Source organism: Legionella jamestowniensis (assembly GCF_001467745.1).
GTDB lineage: Bacteria > Pseudomonadota > Gammaproteobacteria > Legionellales > Legionellaceae > Tatlockia > Tatlockia jamestowniensis.
In genome coordinates this window covers 598,751-617,898 of the sequence record NZ_LNYG01000013.1, presented here as the reverse complement: position 1 = coordinate 617,898, position 19,148 = coordinate 598,751, and the positions used below count along the sequence as shown (strand labels likewise).

Genomic DNA, 19,148 nt, shown 5'->3' with positions numbered 1-19,148 from the left:
CCCCGAGTGGAGTCCCTGGTGCTTTATCCAATACGCCCCCCGCCAATGCCGCGTTACAGCCAAATAATAACAACAATGATAATAAAAATAATAATCAAATAACCAACAATACAGATACAGCGCAGGGCAATGATTTTCGAACACAAACGACAAAAAACTTTGAATTGGATAAAACAATTAGTCATACAAAAAATCAACCAGGAACAGTTAAACGACTAACGGTGGCCGTTTTGGTGGATGATCGAGCGATCTTGAATCCAAAAACGAAACAAATGGAAGCAAAACCGCTTACGCCGGCTGAAATTGATCAAATTAAAATCCTGGTGGCTAATGCAATTGGTATTAATCCCAAGCGAGGGGACAGCATTAATGTAGTGAATAGTCATTTTGTCAAACCAGAGCCTATAGAGGCTATTCCTGAACCACATTTTTGGCAAAAAGATTCATTTTGGTCAATAATAAAACAAATTGGGGCTGCTCTCTTTCTATTGGCGCTGGTTTTTGGACTGTTTAGACCTTTATTTAAATCGTTAGTTGGACAGCGTAAAGAAGAGGAAGAACCTGAGCAGCCTGAACTCACTTATCAGGCACAACAACAAAATTTGTTACCTCACGCGAATGATTATGAGTCACAACTGGCATTACTGCGCCAGGTGGTGGACAAAGAACCCAAGCGGGTAGCGCAAGTAGTAAAGACCTGGGTTGAACGGGGATAAACATGGATGGAATAGAACGGGCTGCAATTTTACTTTTGGGCATGGGCGAGAAAAATGCTGCCGAAGTATTAAAGCATCTTGAACCAAGACAAGTACAAAAAGTGGGAATGGCCATTTCTACCATGAGTAGTGTGAGTAAAGCTAAGATGCAAGGTGTTCTTGGCGAGTTTTTAAATGCCATTGAAGATCAAACCAGTTTGACAGTGGATGCCGAAAACTACCTTAGGACTATCTTAATTAATGCCTTGGGCGAAGAGAATGCAATCCCATTTATCGATCGAATTCTTGTTTCTGATAAGGACAGTGGCCTTAATCGTCTTAAATGGCTGGACGCACGTTTAATTGCTGATGTTATTCGTAACGAGCATCCGCAGATTATTGCAACTATTTTAATTCATTTAGACAGTGAGCAATCCGCAGAAGTTGTCAGTTACTTCTCCTCCGAAAAACGGGCAGAAGTTTTATTGCGCATGTGTACCATTGATACCGTAAAGCCAGAGGCTATTTCAGAGCTTGGTCATGTTATTGAACGACAGTTAAGTGGACAAAAAGTAGGAAAAACGGCTTCAGCAGGAGGAATTAAAAGCGTCGCTGATGTCATTAACTTTCTAGATGGCTCTGTGGAGACGGATGTTCTGGATAGGATTCAGGAGTGGGATACTGAGCTTTGTGAAAAAATTAAAGACAAAATGTTTGTTTTTGAAAACTTGGTTGATATGGATAATCGTAGCGTTCAAACTTTGCTACGTGACATTTCAACGGAACAACTTATGCTAGCGCTAAAGGGCACCACAGAACCTGTAAAGGAAAAAATTTTTGGCAATATGTCAAAACGAGCAGCTGATTTATTAAGAGATGATTTGGAAATGCAAGGGCCTGTAAAAGTAAGCGAGGTGGAGAAAGCGCAGCGAGACATACTGGCAATTGCACGCAGTTTGGCTGAGGAAGGAAAAATTGCCCTAGGTACTAAAGGTGGTGATGAGATGATTTAATCATTCCTACTCGGCGTTTGAACCTATGGATTCCGCGATCCAGTCAATAAGTAAGAATCTAACATTTTAAGAGGCTACACGTGGACAATGAGTTTCAACCGCTCTATCAAGAGAAAAATAAAGAGGATTTTAATATTTGGGAACTTAAAGTGTCTGCTCCTGAACCCGTTATCGAAATTGATCCTCAGGAAGAATTTGCCAAGGAGTGTGAAAAATTACGCGAGGAAGCGAAATTGCAAGGTTATCAGGAAGGCATGCAAAAGGCCGCCCTCGAACTAGAAACAAAAAAGCAGGAGTTATTTGGTTGGATTAATTTTTTAAAAAAACCTGTAGCACTTCTTGATAAACAACTTAGCTATGAGTTAATCCAGACAATTGCTTGGGTGTGTGAAGTTTGTATTGGTGTTGAAATATCGTTTCATCCTGAGAAGTTATTGATACTACTTGAAGAAATAAAAAAAGAGTTGCCTTCTCTTCAAGGCGATAAACAGCTTTTCATGAATCCAGTTGATGTAGAATTGCTGCATAATATTCTTAATGAACAGGAGATTGTTGAATTAAGCAATATTCTTGTGGTTGATGAAAAATTGGAACGGGGTGATTTTTACCTAAAAAGTAACTATAGCGAGTTAGATGGACGTTTAAAAACCCGCCTGCAGCAACTATTTAAAAAACAACTCGCTGAAGTAGCAAATCCTCAAGACGAAGATTCTCACAATGGTTAGTTATGAATCACAGTTAATAAACACATTAAAAAACTTGCGCTTAACACCTACCTCGGGTTTGCTCCATTGTGGTCGGGTAAGTAGGGCTGTTGGACTTACCTTGGAGGCTCGTGGTTTTCATCAGACAGTCGGGGCAAGATGTTGGGTAAAAATTAATAAAACAGAACAGGTTGAAGCTGAAGTCGTTGGATTTGACAATGAAAACGCCTATTTGATGTCTATTGGACATACTCAGGGTATCGGGCCAGGGATGCTCATTATTCCCAGTGGTAAAGTAGCGCAAGTGGGTGTGGGATATAATTTATTAGGAAGGGTGCTCAATGGTGCCGGGTTGCCAATTGATGATAAAGAAGCAATTGAAACCTATGAAAACTACCCACTAACTAGTCAACCTTTTAATCCTTTAAAACGAGCGGCAATTGATACTCCTATGGACGTCGGGGTGAGAGCTATTAATGGACTACTTACAATAGGACGCGGTCAGCGGATCGGTCTTTTTGCAGGTAGTGGAGTAGGAAAATCTGTACTCCTTAGTATGATGACGCGTTTTACAGCGGCTGATCTTGTTATTGTAGGGCTAATTGGTGAGCGTGGACGAGAAGTCAAAGAGTTTATTGAAAATAATCTTGGGGAGGAGGGGCTTCGTCGTTCAGTGGTCGTAGCGGCCCCAGCAGATGAAAGCCCCTTGATGAGATTGCATGGGGCAATGGTGGCGACGAGTATTGCTGAATATTTTCGTGACCAGGGAAAGCATGTTTTACTACTGATGGATTCTCTCACCCGTTTTGCCCAAGCACAACGTGAAATCGCTTTGTCGATTGGAGAACCTCCAGCAACGAAAGGTTATCCTCCTTCAGTATTTGCTAAATTACCACAGTTAGTAGAGCGTGCGGGTAACGGTAAACCTGGTAGCGGGTCTATTACTGCCTTCTATACGGTATTGACCGAAGGAGACGATCAGCAAGATCCAATTGCGGATGCAGCACGAGCCATTCTTGATGGTCATATCGTATTAGATAGAGAACTTGCTGAGGCAGGACAATTTCCTGCTATTAACCTTGAAGCATCGATTAGTAGAGTAATGCCTAATGTTGCTACAGAAACGCAAATAAAACAGATGCTTCTAGTAAAAAAATATTTATCAATTTACGAAAAAAATAAAGATCTCATCTTATTAGGTGCCTATTCAAAAGGAAATGATAAACAATTAGACAAAGCAATCAAATTTCGTGATAAAATTAATGAATATATTGTTCAGAATATGGATGAGAAAGTAGATTTTGCAATTAGCTTGCAGTTGCTTGCCAATCTGGCAGCTTTATTGGATGAAGAAGGTATAGCATGAGTTCTCGGAAAGAACGTTTGTTAAAGTTATTGGCCATAAAGGAGCGCGCTACCAAGGTAGCTATTGAAAATTTGGTTCGTGCACGTGAGCAATTTTTATCAGATAAATCCCGTCACAATCAATTATTGGAATACCGTCAAGATTATATCCAACAACTTCATAATTTGGGTGATGCAGGGTGCAGGGTAGGACGTCTACGGAATCGAATTGATTTTATTGCGCAACTTGATACGGCATTGGGGCATATGAATCAACATCTGGCACAGCTTGCAAAACAACGGTCGCATTATGAGGCTGTTTGCATCAAGGCGAAATCTGAGCAGGATGCTGTAAAACGTATAATTGAACGTTTGGAAGAGCAGCAACATTTAAAACAGGAACGAATGGAACAGAAAGAAAGTGATGAGTACGCACAAAAGCAGTGGTATAGTAAAGGTTCAATGATTAACTTTAATGTAAAACGCGGTGAATAAATTAATCAAACGATGTTGGATATTATTAGCTATCCTAATTATTGCTGCCGCGGTTATTTCCAGCCTGTTCCGTGCCTTAACTCCATGGGCAACACAATACAAGTCTGACGTGGAATATCATTTGTCTGCCTTACTAGGCGAGCCTGTAACCATTAATGCTATGGAGACTGGATGGTATTGGTTTGAACCGGTTATTAAATTAAATCAGGTTAAAGTACTAGAGGGTTCCAAAACTGTTCTTAAACTCAAAAAATTATTTGTTGGCATTAATCTCTTTAGTTCACTGTGGCATTGGCAAATTCAACCCGGTGTTTTGTATATCGATGATTTGCATTTAAATTTGCACGAAACGGACAATGGGTGGGAAATAGAAGGCATTACCAATAAACAAGATATGGTTTTTGATTTTGAAACCCTAAAGCCAATTTTGCAATGGATTTTAGCGCAACAAAAAATTATTTTAAAAGATGTCTCGGCCAATCTTTATCTTAAAAATGGCTCCCTGATTCCTTTTGATGATTTTGATTTAAGCATTGCCAATCATTCAGGTCGTTATCGTATTAAAGGTAACGCACATTTAGGACAATCCACAGCAACTCATTTTGCACTATTGGCTGATTTGTATTTAGATGCGGATGCATTAAATAAGACCTCAGGACATGTTTTCTTTGCTGCGAATGAACTATTACCCGCACAATGGCAACAATTAATTCCTCAGGCACGTTTTCGTTTTGTGGCGGGAAAAGGTGATATTCAATTGTGGGCTGATGTCAGTAAAGGAAAGTTTGCTAATGCCCAGGCAAGGTTGAGTTTTGATCATTTGGCTTGGGCGGATACCCAAACCGAAAAAGATCAATTAATACAATCATTACATGCAAATTTAGCGTGGGAGTTGAAAAAAAAGGGGGGATGGCAACTTGCAGGTGATCACATTGGTTTGCGTTTGGGTGGTGCGTCCTGGCCAGAAAATTCATTTTTAATCCGTTATGAACCAGACACGCAAAATTATTTCGTATACATTAAAAATATCCTGTTGCACTCTCTTTTCTCCACCTCGATTGCCTGGCCTGAATCAATGAATACTATTCTATCAATAAAACCATTTGGTGAATTGCATGATACACAGCTACAGATTGATCAAAAAAAGGTTAATTATATTCTCTCACGTTTTGTAAACGTTGGCTGGTTACCGAAGCATAACTATCCTGGCCTTGAGAATTTATCGGGTGTAATTCACTGGCAGCCTGATGAAGGGCGTCTGGAATTCGATAGTAAAAACATAATTGTTGCCCCTCAAGAGCAACCGCCTGTCACATTTTCCATGTTAAATGCTGCCTTTGATTGGAAAAGGTTAGAACAAGGTTTACGCGTAAGTATGGAGCGATTTGTTGTTAGCCATCCGCATCTTTTGTTAAGTGCCCAGGGAGTAGCTGATGAAGTGACGAACGATTCGTTAGGCGCGGTGCGTTTGAAGGCAGAGTTTTCTGCAGATCATGCCGAGGAATGGATGACCTATTTACCTTCCAGACATTTAAAAGCCAAGTTGGATGCCTGGCTTAAAAACGACATTAAACGTATTGCAAAAGCCACGGGAGAGTTGGTAATCAATGGTAATATGAATGATTTTCCTTTCGACACAACGCCAGGTGAGTTCTCGATCAAGAGCTATTTATCCGGTGTAGATCTGGTTTTTGCGCATAATTGGCCTGTGACTCGGGATATTGAGGCGTATTTAAACGTTAATAAACGTACTCTTGAAGCAGACATTATCCATGCCAATCTTCAAGGAATAGAGGTTGAGAAAGGTAACCTGCGTGTTAATGACTTAGGTTTAGATCGTGAAACCTTGTTAATTCATACGAAAACAGAAACAAATGCAAGGAAAGCTTTATCTTACGTGCGTTCTTCGCCGCTTAAGAAAAAGTTATCTGCTCTAAATATACTGGATATAAAAGGGCCATTAACGTTGGATTTACAATTAGAAGCCCCTCTTTATCCTGAAAATGACGATATCCTGGCTTTGGGAGATATTGCTTTTAATAACAATCACTTGAAAGTACATCATGCTCTCGATGATATCGAGTTAAAAGGTTTGTCAGGAACCCTGCAATTTGATCAGAGTAGCGTCCTGGATAGTAATCTGCGAGCCTTACTCTTGGGTAATCCTGTTTCTATTCTTCTTAAATCAATCAAAGGGTCTACACCTTCAACCGAAGTTAGGGTTAAAGGTCAAACCAACATATCGGTGTTGCGTGATAAATTTAAATTGCCTGTTTTTTCACTCATGCACGGTTCTTTATGGTTAGAAAGTTTGTTAACCATTACCGATGAACCCAGTGATTTGGATCATTTGCGTATTCAAACTTCGCTCCAAGGTGTAGCTATTGATTTACCCACGCCTTTAGGGAAAGTAAAGGAAAGCAGGATGCCCTTAAGAATTGATGTTGATTTTAATCCGCAAAAGGCAGTACGACTACATTTTAACTATGCTGATCGTCTCAGCAGTGATTTATTATTCTTAGGAAATAAAGATGGTTTTTCTTTGCAACAGGGAAAAATTATTTTAGGAAACCAGAATATAGTAAACAAAGAGCAACAACATGGATTACAAATTTTAGGAACTTTACCGGAGTTTGATTTGCAACAATGGCTTCGCATAAGAGAGAGGATAACCACGGATAATCAACAGGAAGTACCCAATGCGATAAATTTAATTGATGTCAAATTGGGGCTCGCTAAAGTCTTCAGTCAACGTTATAAAAATCTTTCTATAAAAGCGCAAAAATATGAGAAAGGCAGTTGGTCAATTCATCTGAACCAAGAGAAAATTGCTGCAAATCTTCGTTATCAGCCTTCTAGTAATACAGTAACGGGTTTGATTGAAAGGCTGCATTTAGATCTTGATGATCCGGTTAACTTACATGCAGTTTCAAAATTAAAGCCTGCTGATTTACCTAACCTTGATTTAAGGGTTGCTTCATTTCAGGTGAAAGATTTAAATCTAGGGGATGTTTCATTAAAAACAAAAGCGTTTAAACATCGATGGGAACTTAATTCCTGTAAGATCAAGTCGCCGTTTTATGAGTTTGCAGCCACAGGCACTTGGATCGAGAAAGACAAAATTAATGCAACACAACTCCAGGCGGATTTGCATATCACTAATCTGGCCAAAAGCTTGGAAGAATGGAAAATAAGTCCAGTTGTTGAAGCGGATAAAGGGAATGTTCAATTTAGAGGGGGTTGGCCCGGTGCAATCTATGAATTTTCCTTAACCAGGCTTCATGGACAAATGGCAATGCGTTTTAAAGATGGGCGCATTACCAACCTAAGCCCGGAAACTGAAGAAAAACTAGGGTTGGGAAAATTGCTCAGTATTCTCAGTTTACAGACCATTCCCCGTAGGCTTAAGCTAGATTTTAGCGATTTATCGGAAGACGGTTATAGTTTCGATGAGTTTAATGGTAGCTTTGTCATTGATAAGGGAGTAATGACAACCAAGGATAGCTACATTGATGGTCCTGTTGCCTATGCAAGCATGAAAGGAAATTTGGATATCGCCAAACAATACTATGATCTTAATTTAAAAGTTAATCCACATATAACGGCAAGTCTTCCGGTCGTAGCAACGATTGCAGGAGGGCCTATTGCGGGGATTGCAACGTGGGTAGCCAGTAAGTTAATTAACCATGGGATGCAAAAAATAAGTGGCTATACCTACAAAATTTCAGGTCCTTGGCGGCAACCGGTTGTGCAGCAGGTGAAAATTATAAGAAAATCAAATAGTTAAAAAAGATTATAGGATTGGCCATGTGGGAGGCAATTTTAAAACGTTATTGGCTAGTGGCTACCTTTAAGGAAAGTCCTGCCAACACACCTTATTCAGTACCTTTGTTAGTTTTTATCGCTTTTTTGTTTTCTACCCTGATTATACTTCAGTGGTATATGGCTGATATTAAGCAGCAGTTTGAATTGCTAAGCGCCATCGCTGCGGGCGTTTGTTTAATTCTTGTTTATTTTATTTTTACTTTTGTATTATTGAAAGTTAACGATAAAGTGAGTCGGCTGGTTCAATCCCTTACTTCACTGCTGGCTAGCCATTTGATAGTGCATATATTTGCGTTACCTTTATTAATCGTTGCTCCGGCTTTGGCTGCAGCAAAGGTAAGTCATGGTTTAGCATTAATATTAGGTTTAATCTATTTGGTTTTAACGTTGGTGTTAACTGTATGGCAGTTTTTAGTGACTGTCCATGTTTATAAGCTGACATTGGAGGTAGATAATCTAACTGCTGTCTTGGCAAGTTTTGGATTATTAGCCTGTAATATTTTAACGGTTTCATTTTGGCGATGAGAAAAAGCATGCATTTACATATCCTAGGAATTAGTGGAACTTTTATGAGCGCTTTGGCAATTCTTGCGCGTGAAGCAGGTTATACAGTCACTGGTTGCGATGCAAATTGCTATCCCCCAATCAGTGATTTGTTAAAAGCGAAAGGGATTGAATGGACAGAAGGCTATGAAGATACGGCACAAGCTTTAAAGGCCGATACGGTCATTATAGGTAATGCGATTAAAAGAGGGATGCCAGTACTGGAAGCAGTACTTAATGCCGGAAAAAATTATACCTCGGGGCCTCAATGGCTGGCGGAAAATATCTTGTCTCGTTACCGTGTGTTAGCTGTTGCCGGTACTCATGGAAAGACTACCACTACTTCAATGTTGGCATTTATTCTTCAACAGGCTGGTCTTAATCCTGCATTTCTTATCGGAGGGGTTGCTCCAAATTTTAATACCAGTGCTTGTTTAGGTCAGGGCGAGTGGTTTGTCATCGAAGCTGATGAGTATGATAGTGCTTTTTTTGATAAAAGGCCTAAATTAATGCATTATCGACCCGAAGTGGCCATTCTTAATAATCTTGAATTTGATCATGCGGATATTTATGCCAATCTGGAAGCAATTCAACAACAATTTAACTACTACCTGAAAACTATACCAGGAAAAGGCATCGTTATAAAACCTAGAGATGATGCTGCCCTTAATCAAGTGCTAGCACAAGGAGTTTTTTCATCAGTGGAAGACTTGGCTTTTACAGGGGATGCAACTTGGCGCGCTGAACTACTTGAAGAGAGTGGAAAAGTCTTTCGTATTTGGCATAAAGGCAAACCAGTGGCCGACGTTAACTGGCCTTTAATTGGTCAATTTAACATTGAGAATGGTTTAGCAGCCATTGCTGCGAGTTATCATGCAGGAGTAAATATTGAGACCGCAGCTCGAGCATTGGCAGAGTTCAAACCTGTTAAAAGAAGGCTCGAAGTTAAGTCCGAGCGGCATGGTATTACTGTTTATGATGATTTTGCCCATCACCCTACGGCAATAACAAAAACCGTACAGGCGTTAAAACAGAGTGGTCGCCATCAGCGTATATTGGCAGTTTTAGAGTTTGCCTCTTATACCATGAAAACTGGGGTACACGCGGGAGCAATGGCGCAAGCTTTATCGGCTGTTGATCATGCCTATGTCTTGAGCCCCGAGCATTTTAGTCTTGATAAGACTGTTCACGATTGGCAGTGTTCTTACCAGATTTTACCGGACACTGAGAGTATTATTAATGCGGTAGTTGAAAAAATTCGCCCGGGTGATGCTGTATTGGTCATGAGTAACCGTGGGTTTGATAATATTCATCAAAATTTAGTGCGACAAATTGATTTAAAATTTGTCAAATGAAGATTTATCATTCAATTGTTGCAAATTCTTTGGCAGATTGTTATAAAAAAAGAAGGTTCCCAAGGAGGGCTTTGGGTAGCAGGCTCGCTGTATTAAGTGCGGGCGAAGGGCTTGCAAGGAGAAAACCATGCCAGTGTATGAGGATTTGCAATTTAAGGCAAAAAATTTAGCGGTATCGTTAACTCATGCATTAGTCGAGCGAGTGTCCTACGGTGGCTTATTTTGTACTTGTTTCCCTTCTATTACCAATCAACAGTTATTTAATGATGCTGATTTAATCCGCCAAACAGCAGAATGCCTTGATTTTTACACAGGCGTAACTTGTTCAGGAAAAGAAATTACACCTCGTATCAGGTATCATGTTTTAGTCGGTATTTATCTTTATGTGTGGTATCAATATGATAATCTTTTGCAAAGCTATTTAAATAAACCTTTATTGAAATTATTCCAGCAGCATCTTGGACTCAGTTCTTTGAGTCAACTCGAACCAGAATTTTATAAGTCCTGTCTTGAGGAGTTAGATGATTTTTGCAATTGGGTTTATGAAAAAAGTAATCAATACCAACAAACACATCAATTATTTCAAGCTTTTCCCTCAAATATGCAAGGGAATCTTCATATCCAAAAAGAACAGGTTACCGCGAGTTTATCTTGGGACAATTTATTTTCGGGATTAATGACAAAAATAGGAATTAAAAGCCTATTCTAAGGAGATTATATGGGCTACAAACCTCCAGGTTATCGGGATTTACATACCAATACGAATATGCTCCATGACTATTTCAATAAATTGATAAATCGCTATATTCCCCCAAGCTATGAGCAAATGCGTCAAAAAATAAGTTCTTTGGAGACTAAATACAACAGTAAAATTCGCAAAAAATCAGGGCTATTGGTAAGTACAACACCAGAGTTAAGACGCGATCAGGTCGCTTGTATTTATCAATTGCTTTCCAAATTGCAACTAGAAGGGGAAGTACCAAAAATTAACAATATGCAGAGAATATTGTTAGGTGCTGTTATCTATCGTTATTTACGCATCAAAAAGTCATATGGTGATGGTTGGGGTTTATACTCTATGTTTGGTTATACTCCTGATGATAACTGCACTATTTATCAGATTTTGGAAGAAGATTTTGAATTTAAAAAAAGAAAACTTGATGATGCAACTATTGCCACTTGCTGTGAAGCGTATAAAGCCTATCTTGAGCAAGAATTAGTAAGTGCTACTGGCGAAAAACAAAAAGTAGGTGATCAATTTCCTTACATTCAGGATGATAAAGGTTTCTATAAAAAGCTGGGTAAAATAATCAATGAGGCTCGAGAAAACGCCAGAGAAGTAATCGCTCAATTGCAAATTATTAGCTTTGTGCAATCGGCAGCAGCGTCACTAAGGGAAATGGATAATACGGCTTTGGATGTTTTACCAAAATTTACCACATTAGTGTCTACCAAATTAACAAAAAAATTGGATAAGAGGCTGACAAGTGAAGAATTAACTGAATTACTTAATAGTATGCACCCTGCACTTAATGAAACGACTAAAGAAATTTTAAAATTAGGGCTACCTCAAAGCGTTAGTGCTCAGGGAGTTTTTACTAAAGTGATAATTCCAAATTCATCGCCAATCAGGACTGAAGAAAAATATATAAGTTTTCAACAATATGTAGAAGAGGCTTTGATCATGAATGGTCAGTATGCTGTATTAGGGGCATATGTATTGGCATTATCGTGTTGCAAAACAAAAGCACGTGAATTAAAAGATGCTCTTAATCATGCTATTGCTGCCCAAGGTTTTAATCAGTTAGATGTTGACACCAAGCGATGGGGATTAACTGCTTTTCACAATTATGTCACTATTCCAGGTATATCTCCTATTAATTATAAATGCTGGCATCCTGATACTGGCTATGAACATATGGATAGGGAATTAGAACAGCAATTAAATAGATTGTCGCATGTTCAAGAGGAAGAAGAAGTAGTACCGACCATTTTTTAGAAGAGAACTAGATTTTAAAAAGAAAGCGTCATGTAACATAACGCTTTCTTTTTATCTACGTCTACCTACTTGGCTTTGAAGTGTAGCCGGTCCTCTTTCCAAGAGACTTTAATTTCGTCTCCAGATTTAAATTGACCCGTTAATAACGCCTGTGCCAAAGGGTTTTCAAGTTTTTGCTGAATCGTTCGTTTTAAAGGTCTTGCACCGTAAACTGGATCAAATCCTGCTTCAGCCAAATGAGTCAGCGCTTCAGGCGTTAGTTCTAATGTAATATTTTGCTGTTCCAGACGCTGACGCAGCAAATCAATTTGAATAGAGGCAATTGCTGCTATTTGTTCTTTGCCCAATGGATGGAAGACCACTGTGTCATCGATACGGTTAATGAATTCTGGCCTAAAATGTTGGCTAACAATATCCATGACCGCCGTTTTAATTTGCTCATAGTCTAGTTTGCTTCCCATATCATGAATAAGGGAAGAGCCTAAATTGGAGGTCATGACAATAACAGTATTACGAAAATCGACCGTACGGCCTTGCCCATCTGTAAGACGACCATCGTCTAAAACTTGTAACAAAATATTAAAAACATCGCTGTGGGCTTTTTCAATTTCATCCAATAAAATAACGGAGTAAGGGCGACGGCGTATCGCTTCTGTTAGATATCCCCCTTCCTCATAACCGACATAGCCAGGAGGCGCGCCTATCAGTCTGGCAACGGAATGTTTCTCCATAAATTCAGACATGTCAATCCGTACCATGGCCTCTTCTGTATCAAATAAAAAGGTCGCCAAAGCTTTGCAAAGTTCTGTTTTACCCACTCCTGTAGGCCCAAGAAATAGAAACGAACCAATTGGACGTTTCGGATCAGAAAGACCGGCACGTGAGCGGCGTATAGCGTTCGCTACGGCGTCTACCGCTTCATTTTGCCCAATTACCCGTTTATGTAAGGCTTTTTCCATATGCAATAGTTTTTCTTTTTCACCCTCGAGCATTTTGGCTACTGGAATACCGGTCCATTTGGAAACTACTTCGGCAATTTCCTCCTCTGTCACCTTGTTTCGCACGAGTTTGGTTTCACTTGTTTCTGTTGCTGCCACTTGAGAAAGTTGTTTTTCAAGCTCGGGAATTCGCCCATATTGCAGCTCTGACATACGGGTTAAATCACCAGCGCGTCTTGCCGTTTCCAATTCAATTTTAGCTTGCTCCAATGCTTCTTTAATGTGGGTGGCACCTTGTAAAGTAGCTTTCTCGGCTTTCCAAACCTCTTCCAAATCAGAGTAATTTTTTTCCAGCTCATCAATAAGTTGCTGCAAATCTTCCAAGCGTTTTTTAGAGGCTTCATCGCTTTCTTTTTTGAGTGCTTCCCTTTCAATTTTCAGTTGAATTAGACGTCTTTCCAATTTATCTAAACTTTCTGGTTTGGAGTCAATTTCCATGCGAATTTGGCTGGCTGCTTCATCAATCAAATCAATGGCTTTATCAGGAAGTTGCCTATCGCTAATATAGCGATGGGATAACGTGGCTGCTGCAACAATAGCAGGATCAGTAATGTCTACACCATGATGCACTTCGTAACGCTCATTTAAGCCTCGCAAGATAGCAATGGTATCTTCTACGCTGGGTTCAGCGACAAAAACTTTTTGGAAGCGGCGCTCGAGGGCTGCATCTTTTTCAATGTATTGGCGATATTCATCCAGGGTTGTTGCTCCGATGCAATGTAATTCTCCGCGCGCTAAGGATGGTTTTAACATATTGCCAGCATCCATCGCCCCTTCTGCTTTACCAGCACCGACCATTGTATGCAATTCGTCAATAAAAAGAATAATTTGCCCTTCCTGTTTTGCCAAATCATTCAAGACGGCTTTTAAACGCTCTTCAAACTCACCGCGAAATTTTGCGCCTGCGATTAGGGCTCCCATATCCAGCGATAATAAACGTTTGTCTTTTAAGCCTTCTGGAACTTCGCCATTAACGATTCGTTGTGCCAGACCTTCAACGATTGCTGTTTTACCTACCCCGGGCTCACCAATGAGCACAGGATTATTTTTAGTCCGACGTTGTAAAACCTGAATAGTACGGCGAATTTCATCATCGCGTCCTATAACAGGATCGAGTTTGCCTTGCTCGGCACGCTCGGTTAAATCAATGGTATATTTTTCCAAGGCTTGGCGTTGTTCCTCAGCGTTTGGATCATTAACTGTTTCACCACCACGCATGTCATTAATGGCTTTTTCTAGGGCTTGTTTATTAGCACCAGCCTGTGTTAATAGACGTGCAAGGCTTCCATTCTCTTCCATCGCAGCAAGAATAAATAATTCACTGGAAATATAACTATCCTTGCGCTGTTGAGCTAATTTATCAGTTAAATTCAGCAAACGGCCCAAGGCATTAGAAATATGAATTTCTCCACCAGTTCCAGAAACTTTGGGAAGTTTATCCAAGGCTTGATCAATTGAAGTGCGTAATTGAGACAAATTTACGCCGGCTTTAGTCAATAAGGGTCTTAAGCTCCCTCCTTGTTGATCAAGTAAAGCTTTTATAAGATGTTCAGGTTCGATAAAACTATTGTCTCGACCTAATGCTAAGGATTGTGCATCAGCCAGAGCCATTTGAAATTTTGAGGTGAGCTTATCCATCCGCATAACATGACCCCTCTTAATTGAATGTTTAAATTACTTCTTACCTGCCGTAAAATGTGGGTTCTTTATAAAAAATCAAGTGACCCACTATAATGAATGATATTCCACCAACCTCTAATTCTGATTCACAAGTATTGTTAAATCAAATAGTTATTGAATACATGCGTGATCAGAGGCGTCAACGTTACTGGCGTTGGATCAAGCGCATTTTGTTTGTTATGTTTGTGCTTTTTATATTTTATCAGGTCTACAGTTATGGGGATGAAGACAAGACTGTTCGGCTAAAACCCCATGTTGGGTTAATTGATTTAAACGGAACTATCTTTGATACCGAAGGGGCAGGGGCTGAGAATTTTGCCAAAGCAATGGATTCTGCTTATAAAAGTACTGGACTAAAGGCTTTAATTATTCGCATTAATAGCCCAGGCGGAAGTCCGGTACAAGCGGATTACATGTATAACACATTGCAATATTACCGCAGTAAATATCCAGATATTAAGACTTATGCCGTATGTGTCGATATGTGTGCCTCTGCCGCTTACTATGTTGCTGCCGGAGCTGAAGAAATTTATGCAAATCCATCCAGTATTGTTGGTTCCATTGGCGTATTGTACAACGGATTTGGTTTTGTAGATGCTATGCAGAAACTTGGTATAAGCAGACGTTTGCAAACAGCAGGTAAAAACAAAGGATTTATGGATCCATTTTCACCGCAAACACCTCAGCAAGTGCAATTATTGCAAACAATGTTGGATAATATTCATCAGCAATTTATAGCCAAGGTAAAAGCTGGACGGGGAGAGCGGCTTCTTATCGATGATGAGACTTTCTCTGGTCTTTTTTGGACAGGGGAACAAGCTAAAGCACGAGGTTTAATTGATGGTTTTGCAAGTAGCGGTCAAATCGTTCGCGAAAAAATGCAGTTAGAAAAAGTAATTGATTATACTTATAAGCAAACTGTACTGGAGCGATTTTCTAAAAATCTTGGTACCGCTTTGGCTGAACGATTGCCTTTGGCTTTAGGGCTACATCAAGGGGTGCTGGAGTAGAATAACCTTGATATGCTGTCGCTTCATCAAGGCTACTCTCAAATATCCCTACGTCCTGCGGCTAGTCCGCAGGACCATTGAGCTTATTTAAGCCTTTACAACCGGCATTAAAGTTTGCAGTAAAGATTTGAAAACCTTAGGTGTTCCTGCAGCAACATCACCTTGTTTCATATAATCTTCACCGCCTTCTAAACTGCTAATTAAGCCTCCTGCTTCTTTTATCAATAAAGCACCTGCAGCAATATCCCAGGGACGTAATCCAAATTCCCAGAACCCATCAATACGGCCACTTGCGACATAAGCAAGGTCCAGGGCGGCAGAACCCGTTCTTCGAATGCCAGCGCATTTTCCAATCATGGTTTCAAAAGTAGGAAGATAACGACGAGCTATCGCTAAGTTGCGGAAAGGGAAGCCAGTCCCTAGTAAGGCATCTGATAATTGTGTTTTTTTAGAAACACGTATACGACGTTCATTTAATTGGGCGCCCCGACCGCGACTGGCAGAAAAACATTCATGACGTAAAGGGTCGTAAACGACGCCGTGTTCAATGCGGTTTTTTACCCGAAGTGCAATCGAGACACAGAAAAATGGAAAGCCGTGCAAATAATTGGTTGTCCCATCCAGTGGATCAATTATCCATACTGATTCTGCATCATCGTTGTAAACACCACTTTCTTCAGCAATAATACCATGGTCAGGATATGCTTTATGAATGGTATTTATTATCGCTTGCTCAGCTTTAACATCGACCTCACTAAAGAACTCCTCACCGTCTTTAGCAGTTATTTTAAGCCTGTCTATTTGTTCCATATGACGAATAATAATATCACCGGCAAGGCGGGCAGCTGAAATAGCAATATTTAATAATGGTTGCATGGATTTTGCTCGTTTTCACAAAATCAGCGATTCTAACACATTTTTTTTTGTACAGAGAGAAATCATTGATGTATAGTTTGCACCTGTTAACAGTAAATTCCTGAAATTGTTATTATTCGCATCAAAAATTTTGTTTTAATGATGTTGAACATCTTAATGCCTGTAGGTACTCCTTGCTTCAAAATAACAATTGAAGGCGCTTAAAAAGTCGATTGCCTTATGAATTTTTCAACAGTACGAATAGTATTAATTGCCACTTCCCATCCCGGCAATATTGGTTCTACAGCCAGAGCAATGAAAACAATGGGATTTAGTAACCTTTATTTGGTTTCGCCCAAAGCTTTTCCCCACCAAAAAGCCTATGAAATGGCCGCTGGGGCAGATGATGTATTGAATAACGTGGTGGTCACAAATTCATTGGATGAAGCCTTAAAGGGTTGCCAATTGATTTTTGCAACGAGCGCAAGACCCCGAGGTATTGCTTTGCCTGGATTAACGCCTTCTGAATTTTCCACAATGGTTGCAGGACAACCCGATAATACTGAAATTGCCATCCTTTTTGGTCGAGAGCATTCAGGATTAACCAATGAAGAATTATTACGTAGTCATTATCATATTAATATTCCGAGTAATCCGGAATACAGTTCATTAAATTTATCCCAAGCTGTGCAAATTATCGCATATGAACTACGCATGAAACTGTTATCCCCTGCGGCGGAAGTAGGACTGAGTTCAGACCGCTTGGCGACTGCGGATGAAGTCGAGCAGTTTTTTGAACATTTGAAAATAGTGATGGTGGCAACCAAATTTTTAAAACCAACTCGTCCTACGAAACGTTTATTACAAAGAATTCGTCGAATATTTAATCGTTCTAAACTTGAATATATGGAAGTCACCATTTTGAGAGGTATTTTGAGTCATATTCAAAAGGCATTAAATAACAAGTAAGACGCTTATTTTCATGTGCAATACAACGTTTTATATTTATTGGTGAGTCGTAGCATATAGTTATTATAGATAGCTAAAAAACATGGATGGCTACAAACAATAGGAGTTAAAAGATGGGCAATTTGCCGATTTATTTAGATTATATGGCAACCACACCGGTGGATCCTCGTGTGATCGAAAAAATGATGGACTATTTAGGTCCTGATGGCATTTTTGGTAATCCTGCATCTAACACTCATATATATGGCAAAAGCGCTGCAGAAGCAGTTGAACACGCCCGTCAACAAATCGCTGATATTTTTAATGCTTCACCTGCGGAAATAGTATTTACCTCAGGCGCAACCGAAGCGGATAATTTGGCAATTTTGGGCGCTGCCCAATTTTATCAACGCAAGGGTCGCCACGCCGTGACAATGCAAACGGAACATAAAGCAGTGCTTGACAGTTTTCATCAACTGGAGAAAGAAGGATTCGATGTTACTTATTTGGAACCACAGCCTGATGGGCTACTCAATTTTGATGAACTAAAGCAGGCTCTACGGGAAGATACGATTTTAGTGTCTATTATGCATGTCAATAATGAAATCGGTGTCATTCAAGATATTGCTATGATTGGTGAGTTTTTGCGTGATAAAGGTATAATTTTTCACGTCGATGCTGCACAAAGTGCAGGAAAGCTGGATATCAATTTAAATGAAATGGCAGTGGATTTAATGTCCTTTTCTGCTCATAAAAATTATGGCCCTAAAGGAGTTGGAGCTTTGTATGTTCGTCATAAGCCCAGAGTACGTTTGCAACCTCAATCTTTTGGGGGAAGACATGAAGGTGGACTGCGTTCTGGGACGCTCGCTACCCATCAAATTGTTGGAATGGCTGAGGCTTTTGTGTTAGCAGATGTTGCAAGGATTGAAGAGCAAGCGCGTATATTGCATTTACGTCAACAGTTATGGGAAGGGATTAAGCACCTTCCGGGCCTACGTTTGAATGGACATGAAGATAAACGAATAGCAGGTAATTTAAATGTAACATTTGCAGGCGTGGAGGGAGATTCATTGCTATTAGCCTTACGTGAATTAGCAATTTCCACCACATCAGCTTGTGCTTCAGCTAGCTTACAGCCTTCCTACGTATTGAGGGCATTGGGGTTAGATGATGAGGCAGCTTTCAGTTCAGTACGTATTTCCTGTGGTCGCTTTACTACGGAAGAGCAGATAAAGCAGGCTATTACAATAATTTGTCGCCAGGTTGGCCGTTTGCAAGAAATATCACCACTATGATGTATAATGATCTTTTAGAGGGTTGTTTTTTTTCGCCTCAACATGTTGGAGTTATCGATTTAACTGAACCTTTAAGCGTGTATTACCGCGGTGGAGAGCCAGGACGAGGTGATGTATTTGACTTTTATTTGCAGTGTGACAGGCAGGGATTAATACTTAAAGCTCGATTTAAAGCTTATGGGAATCCTTATCTAGTTGCTGCTGCAGAGTTAGTTTGTCGTCGGCTTGAGGGAAATAATATCCAAGAACACCCACAATTTGATTACTTGTGGCTAGTTAATCAGTTAGAAATACCTAGAACTCGATATCCTGTTGCATTGCAAATCGAGGATGGTTATCAAGAAGTAGTAAAGCGTATGAAATTAAAGTTAAAAGGGGAATGATAA

At 39.9% G+C, this 19,148-nt stretch carries 16 protein-coding genes; 14 read left to right on the top strand and 2 right to left on the bottom strand.

All coding sequences use genetic code 11. From position 1 onward, the window contains the following. The 10 genes from Ljam_RS07115 to Ljam_RS07070 all read left to right on the top strand — a co-directional run. Positions 1-716 (top strand): flagellar M-ring protein FliF C-terminal domain-containing protein (locus Ljam_RS07115; protein WP_274519492.1); only part of this gene is annotated, 716 nt, incomplete at its 5' end. A 2-nt stretch (positions 717-718) separates the two neighbouring features. Further along, on the top strand, positions 719-1,708 hold the full coding sequence (gene fliG, locus Ljam_RS07110; RefSeq protein ID WP_058449425.1) for a flagellar motor switch protein FliG: 990 nt from the start codon (positions 719-721) through the stop codon (positions 1,706-1,708). 80 nt (positions 1,709-1,788) lie between these two features. Next, entirely contained in the window at positions 1,789-2,433 is a 645-nt protein-coding gene (locus Ljam_RS07105) for a FliH/SctL family protein (protein WP_058449424.1), read from the top strand. Then, positions 2,426-3,778 carry a flagellar protein export ATPase FliI gene (gene fliI / locus Ljam_RS07100; RefSeq protein WP_058449423.1) on the top strand — a complete coding sequence of 451 codons (1,353 nt, stop codon included), beginning with the start codon at positions 2,426-2,428 and terminating at the stop codon, positions 3,776-3,778. The genes Ljam_RS07105 and fliI overlap by 8 nt, the downstream gene beginning before the upstream one ends. Next, the gene (locus tag Ljam_RS07095) at positions 3,775-4,251 is read left to right on the top strand and encodes a flagellar export protein FliJ (protein ID WP_058449422.1); all 477 of its coding nucleotides are present in this window, start codon (positions 3,775-3,777) and stop codon (positions 4,249-4,251) included. Before fliI ends, Ljam_RS07095 begins: the two co-directional genes overlap by 4 nt. Beyond that, the gene (locus Ljam_RS07090) at positions 4,244-8,038 is read left to right on the top strand and encodes a YhdP family protein (protein ID WP_065235529.1); all 3,795 of its coding nucleotides are present in this window, start codon (positions 4,244-4,246) and stop codon (positions 8,036-8,038) included. Before Ljam_RS07095 ends, Ljam_RS07090 begins: the two co-directional genes overlap by 8 nt. A 20-nt stretch (positions 8,039-8,058) precedes the next feature. Next, complete coding sequence (locus Ljam_RS07085; RefSeq protein WP_058449421.1) at positions 8,059-8,601, top strand: hypothetical protein; 543 nt, start codon at positions 8,059-8,061, stop codon at positions 8,599-8,601. 8 nt (positions 8,602-8,609) lie between these two features. Next, positions 8,610-9,974: a UDP-N-acetylmuramate:L-alanyl-gamma-D-glutamyl-meso-diaminopimelate ligase gene (gene mpl / locus Ljam_RS07080; RefSeq protein ID WP_058449420.1), complete on the top strand. Its 1,365-nt coding sequence runs from the start codon at positions 8,610-8,612 to the stop codon at positions 9,972-9,974. 127 nt (positions 9,975-10,101) lie between these two features. Continuing rightward, positions 10,102-10,683, top strand: a complete 582-nt coding sequence (locus Ljam_RS07075; RefSeq protein WP_058449419.1) for a hypothetical protein — start codon at positions 10,102-10,104, stop codon at positions 10,681-10,683. A gap of 9 nt (positions 10,684-10,692) precedes the next feature. Continuing rightward, the gene (locus tag Ljam_RS07070; RefSeq protein WP_058449418.1) at positions 10,693-11,973 is read left to right on the top strand and encodes a hypothetical protein; all 1,281 of its coding nucleotides are present in this window, start codon (positions 10,693-10,695) and stop codon (positions 11,971-11,973) included. A 65-nt stretch (positions 11,974-12,038) separates the two neighbouring features. Here Ljam_RS07070 and clpB read toward each other — a convergent pair whose 3' ends face one another. After that, the gene (gene clpB, locus Ljam_RS07065) at positions 12,039-14,615 is read right to left on the bottom strand and encodes an ATP-dependent chaperone ClpB (RefSeq protein ID WP_058449417.1); all 2,577 of its coding nucleotides are present in this window, start codon (positions 14,613-14,615) and stop codon (positions 12,039-12,041) included. Positions 14,616-14,701: 86 nt separating this feature from the next. Between clpB and Ljam_RS07060 the strand changes: the two genes are divergently transcribed. Then, on the top strand, positions 14,702-15,661 hold the full coding sequence (locus tag Ljam_RS07060) for a S49 family peptidase (protein ID WP_058449416.1): 960 nt from the start codon (positions 14,702-14,704) through the stop codon (positions 15,659-15,661). An 87-nt stretch (positions 15,662-15,748) separates the two neighbouring features. Here Ljam_RS07060 and Ljam_RS07055 read toward each other — a convergent pair whose 3' ends face one another. After that, positions 15,749-16,537: an inositol monophosphatase family protein gene (locus Ljam_RS07055; RefSeq protein WP_058449415.1), complete on the bottom strand. Its 789-nt coding sequence runs from the start codon at positions 16,535-16,537 to the stop codon at positions 15,749-15,751. Between the two features lie 219 nt (positions 16,538-16,756). On the opposite strand from Ljam_RS07055, the gene Ljam_RS07050 reads away from it, so the two are divergent. From Ljam_RS07050 to Ljam_RS07040, 3 genes are all read left to right on the top strand, one after another. Further along, complete coding sequence (locus tag Ljam_RS07050) at positions 16,757-17,485, top strand: RNA methyltransferase (protein WP_058449414.1); 729 nt, start codon at positions 16,757-16,759, stop codon at positions 17,483-17,485. A gap of 113 nt (positions 17,486-17,598) precedes the next feature. Next, entirely contained in the window at positions 17,599-18,762 is a 1,164-nt protein-coding gene (locus Ljam_RS07045) for an IscS subfamily cysteine desulfurase (RefSeq protein ID WP_058449413.1), read from the top strand. Further along, positions 18,759-19,145, top strand: coding sequence for an iron-sulfur cluster assembly scaffold protein (locus Ljam_RS07040; protein WP_082651596.1), 387 nt, complete (start codon positions 18,759-18,761; stop codon positions 19,143-19,145). The genes Ljam_RS07045 and Ljam_RS07040 overlap by 4 nt, the downstream gene beginning before the upstream one ends. Positions 19,146-19,148: the final 3 nt, after the last annotated feature.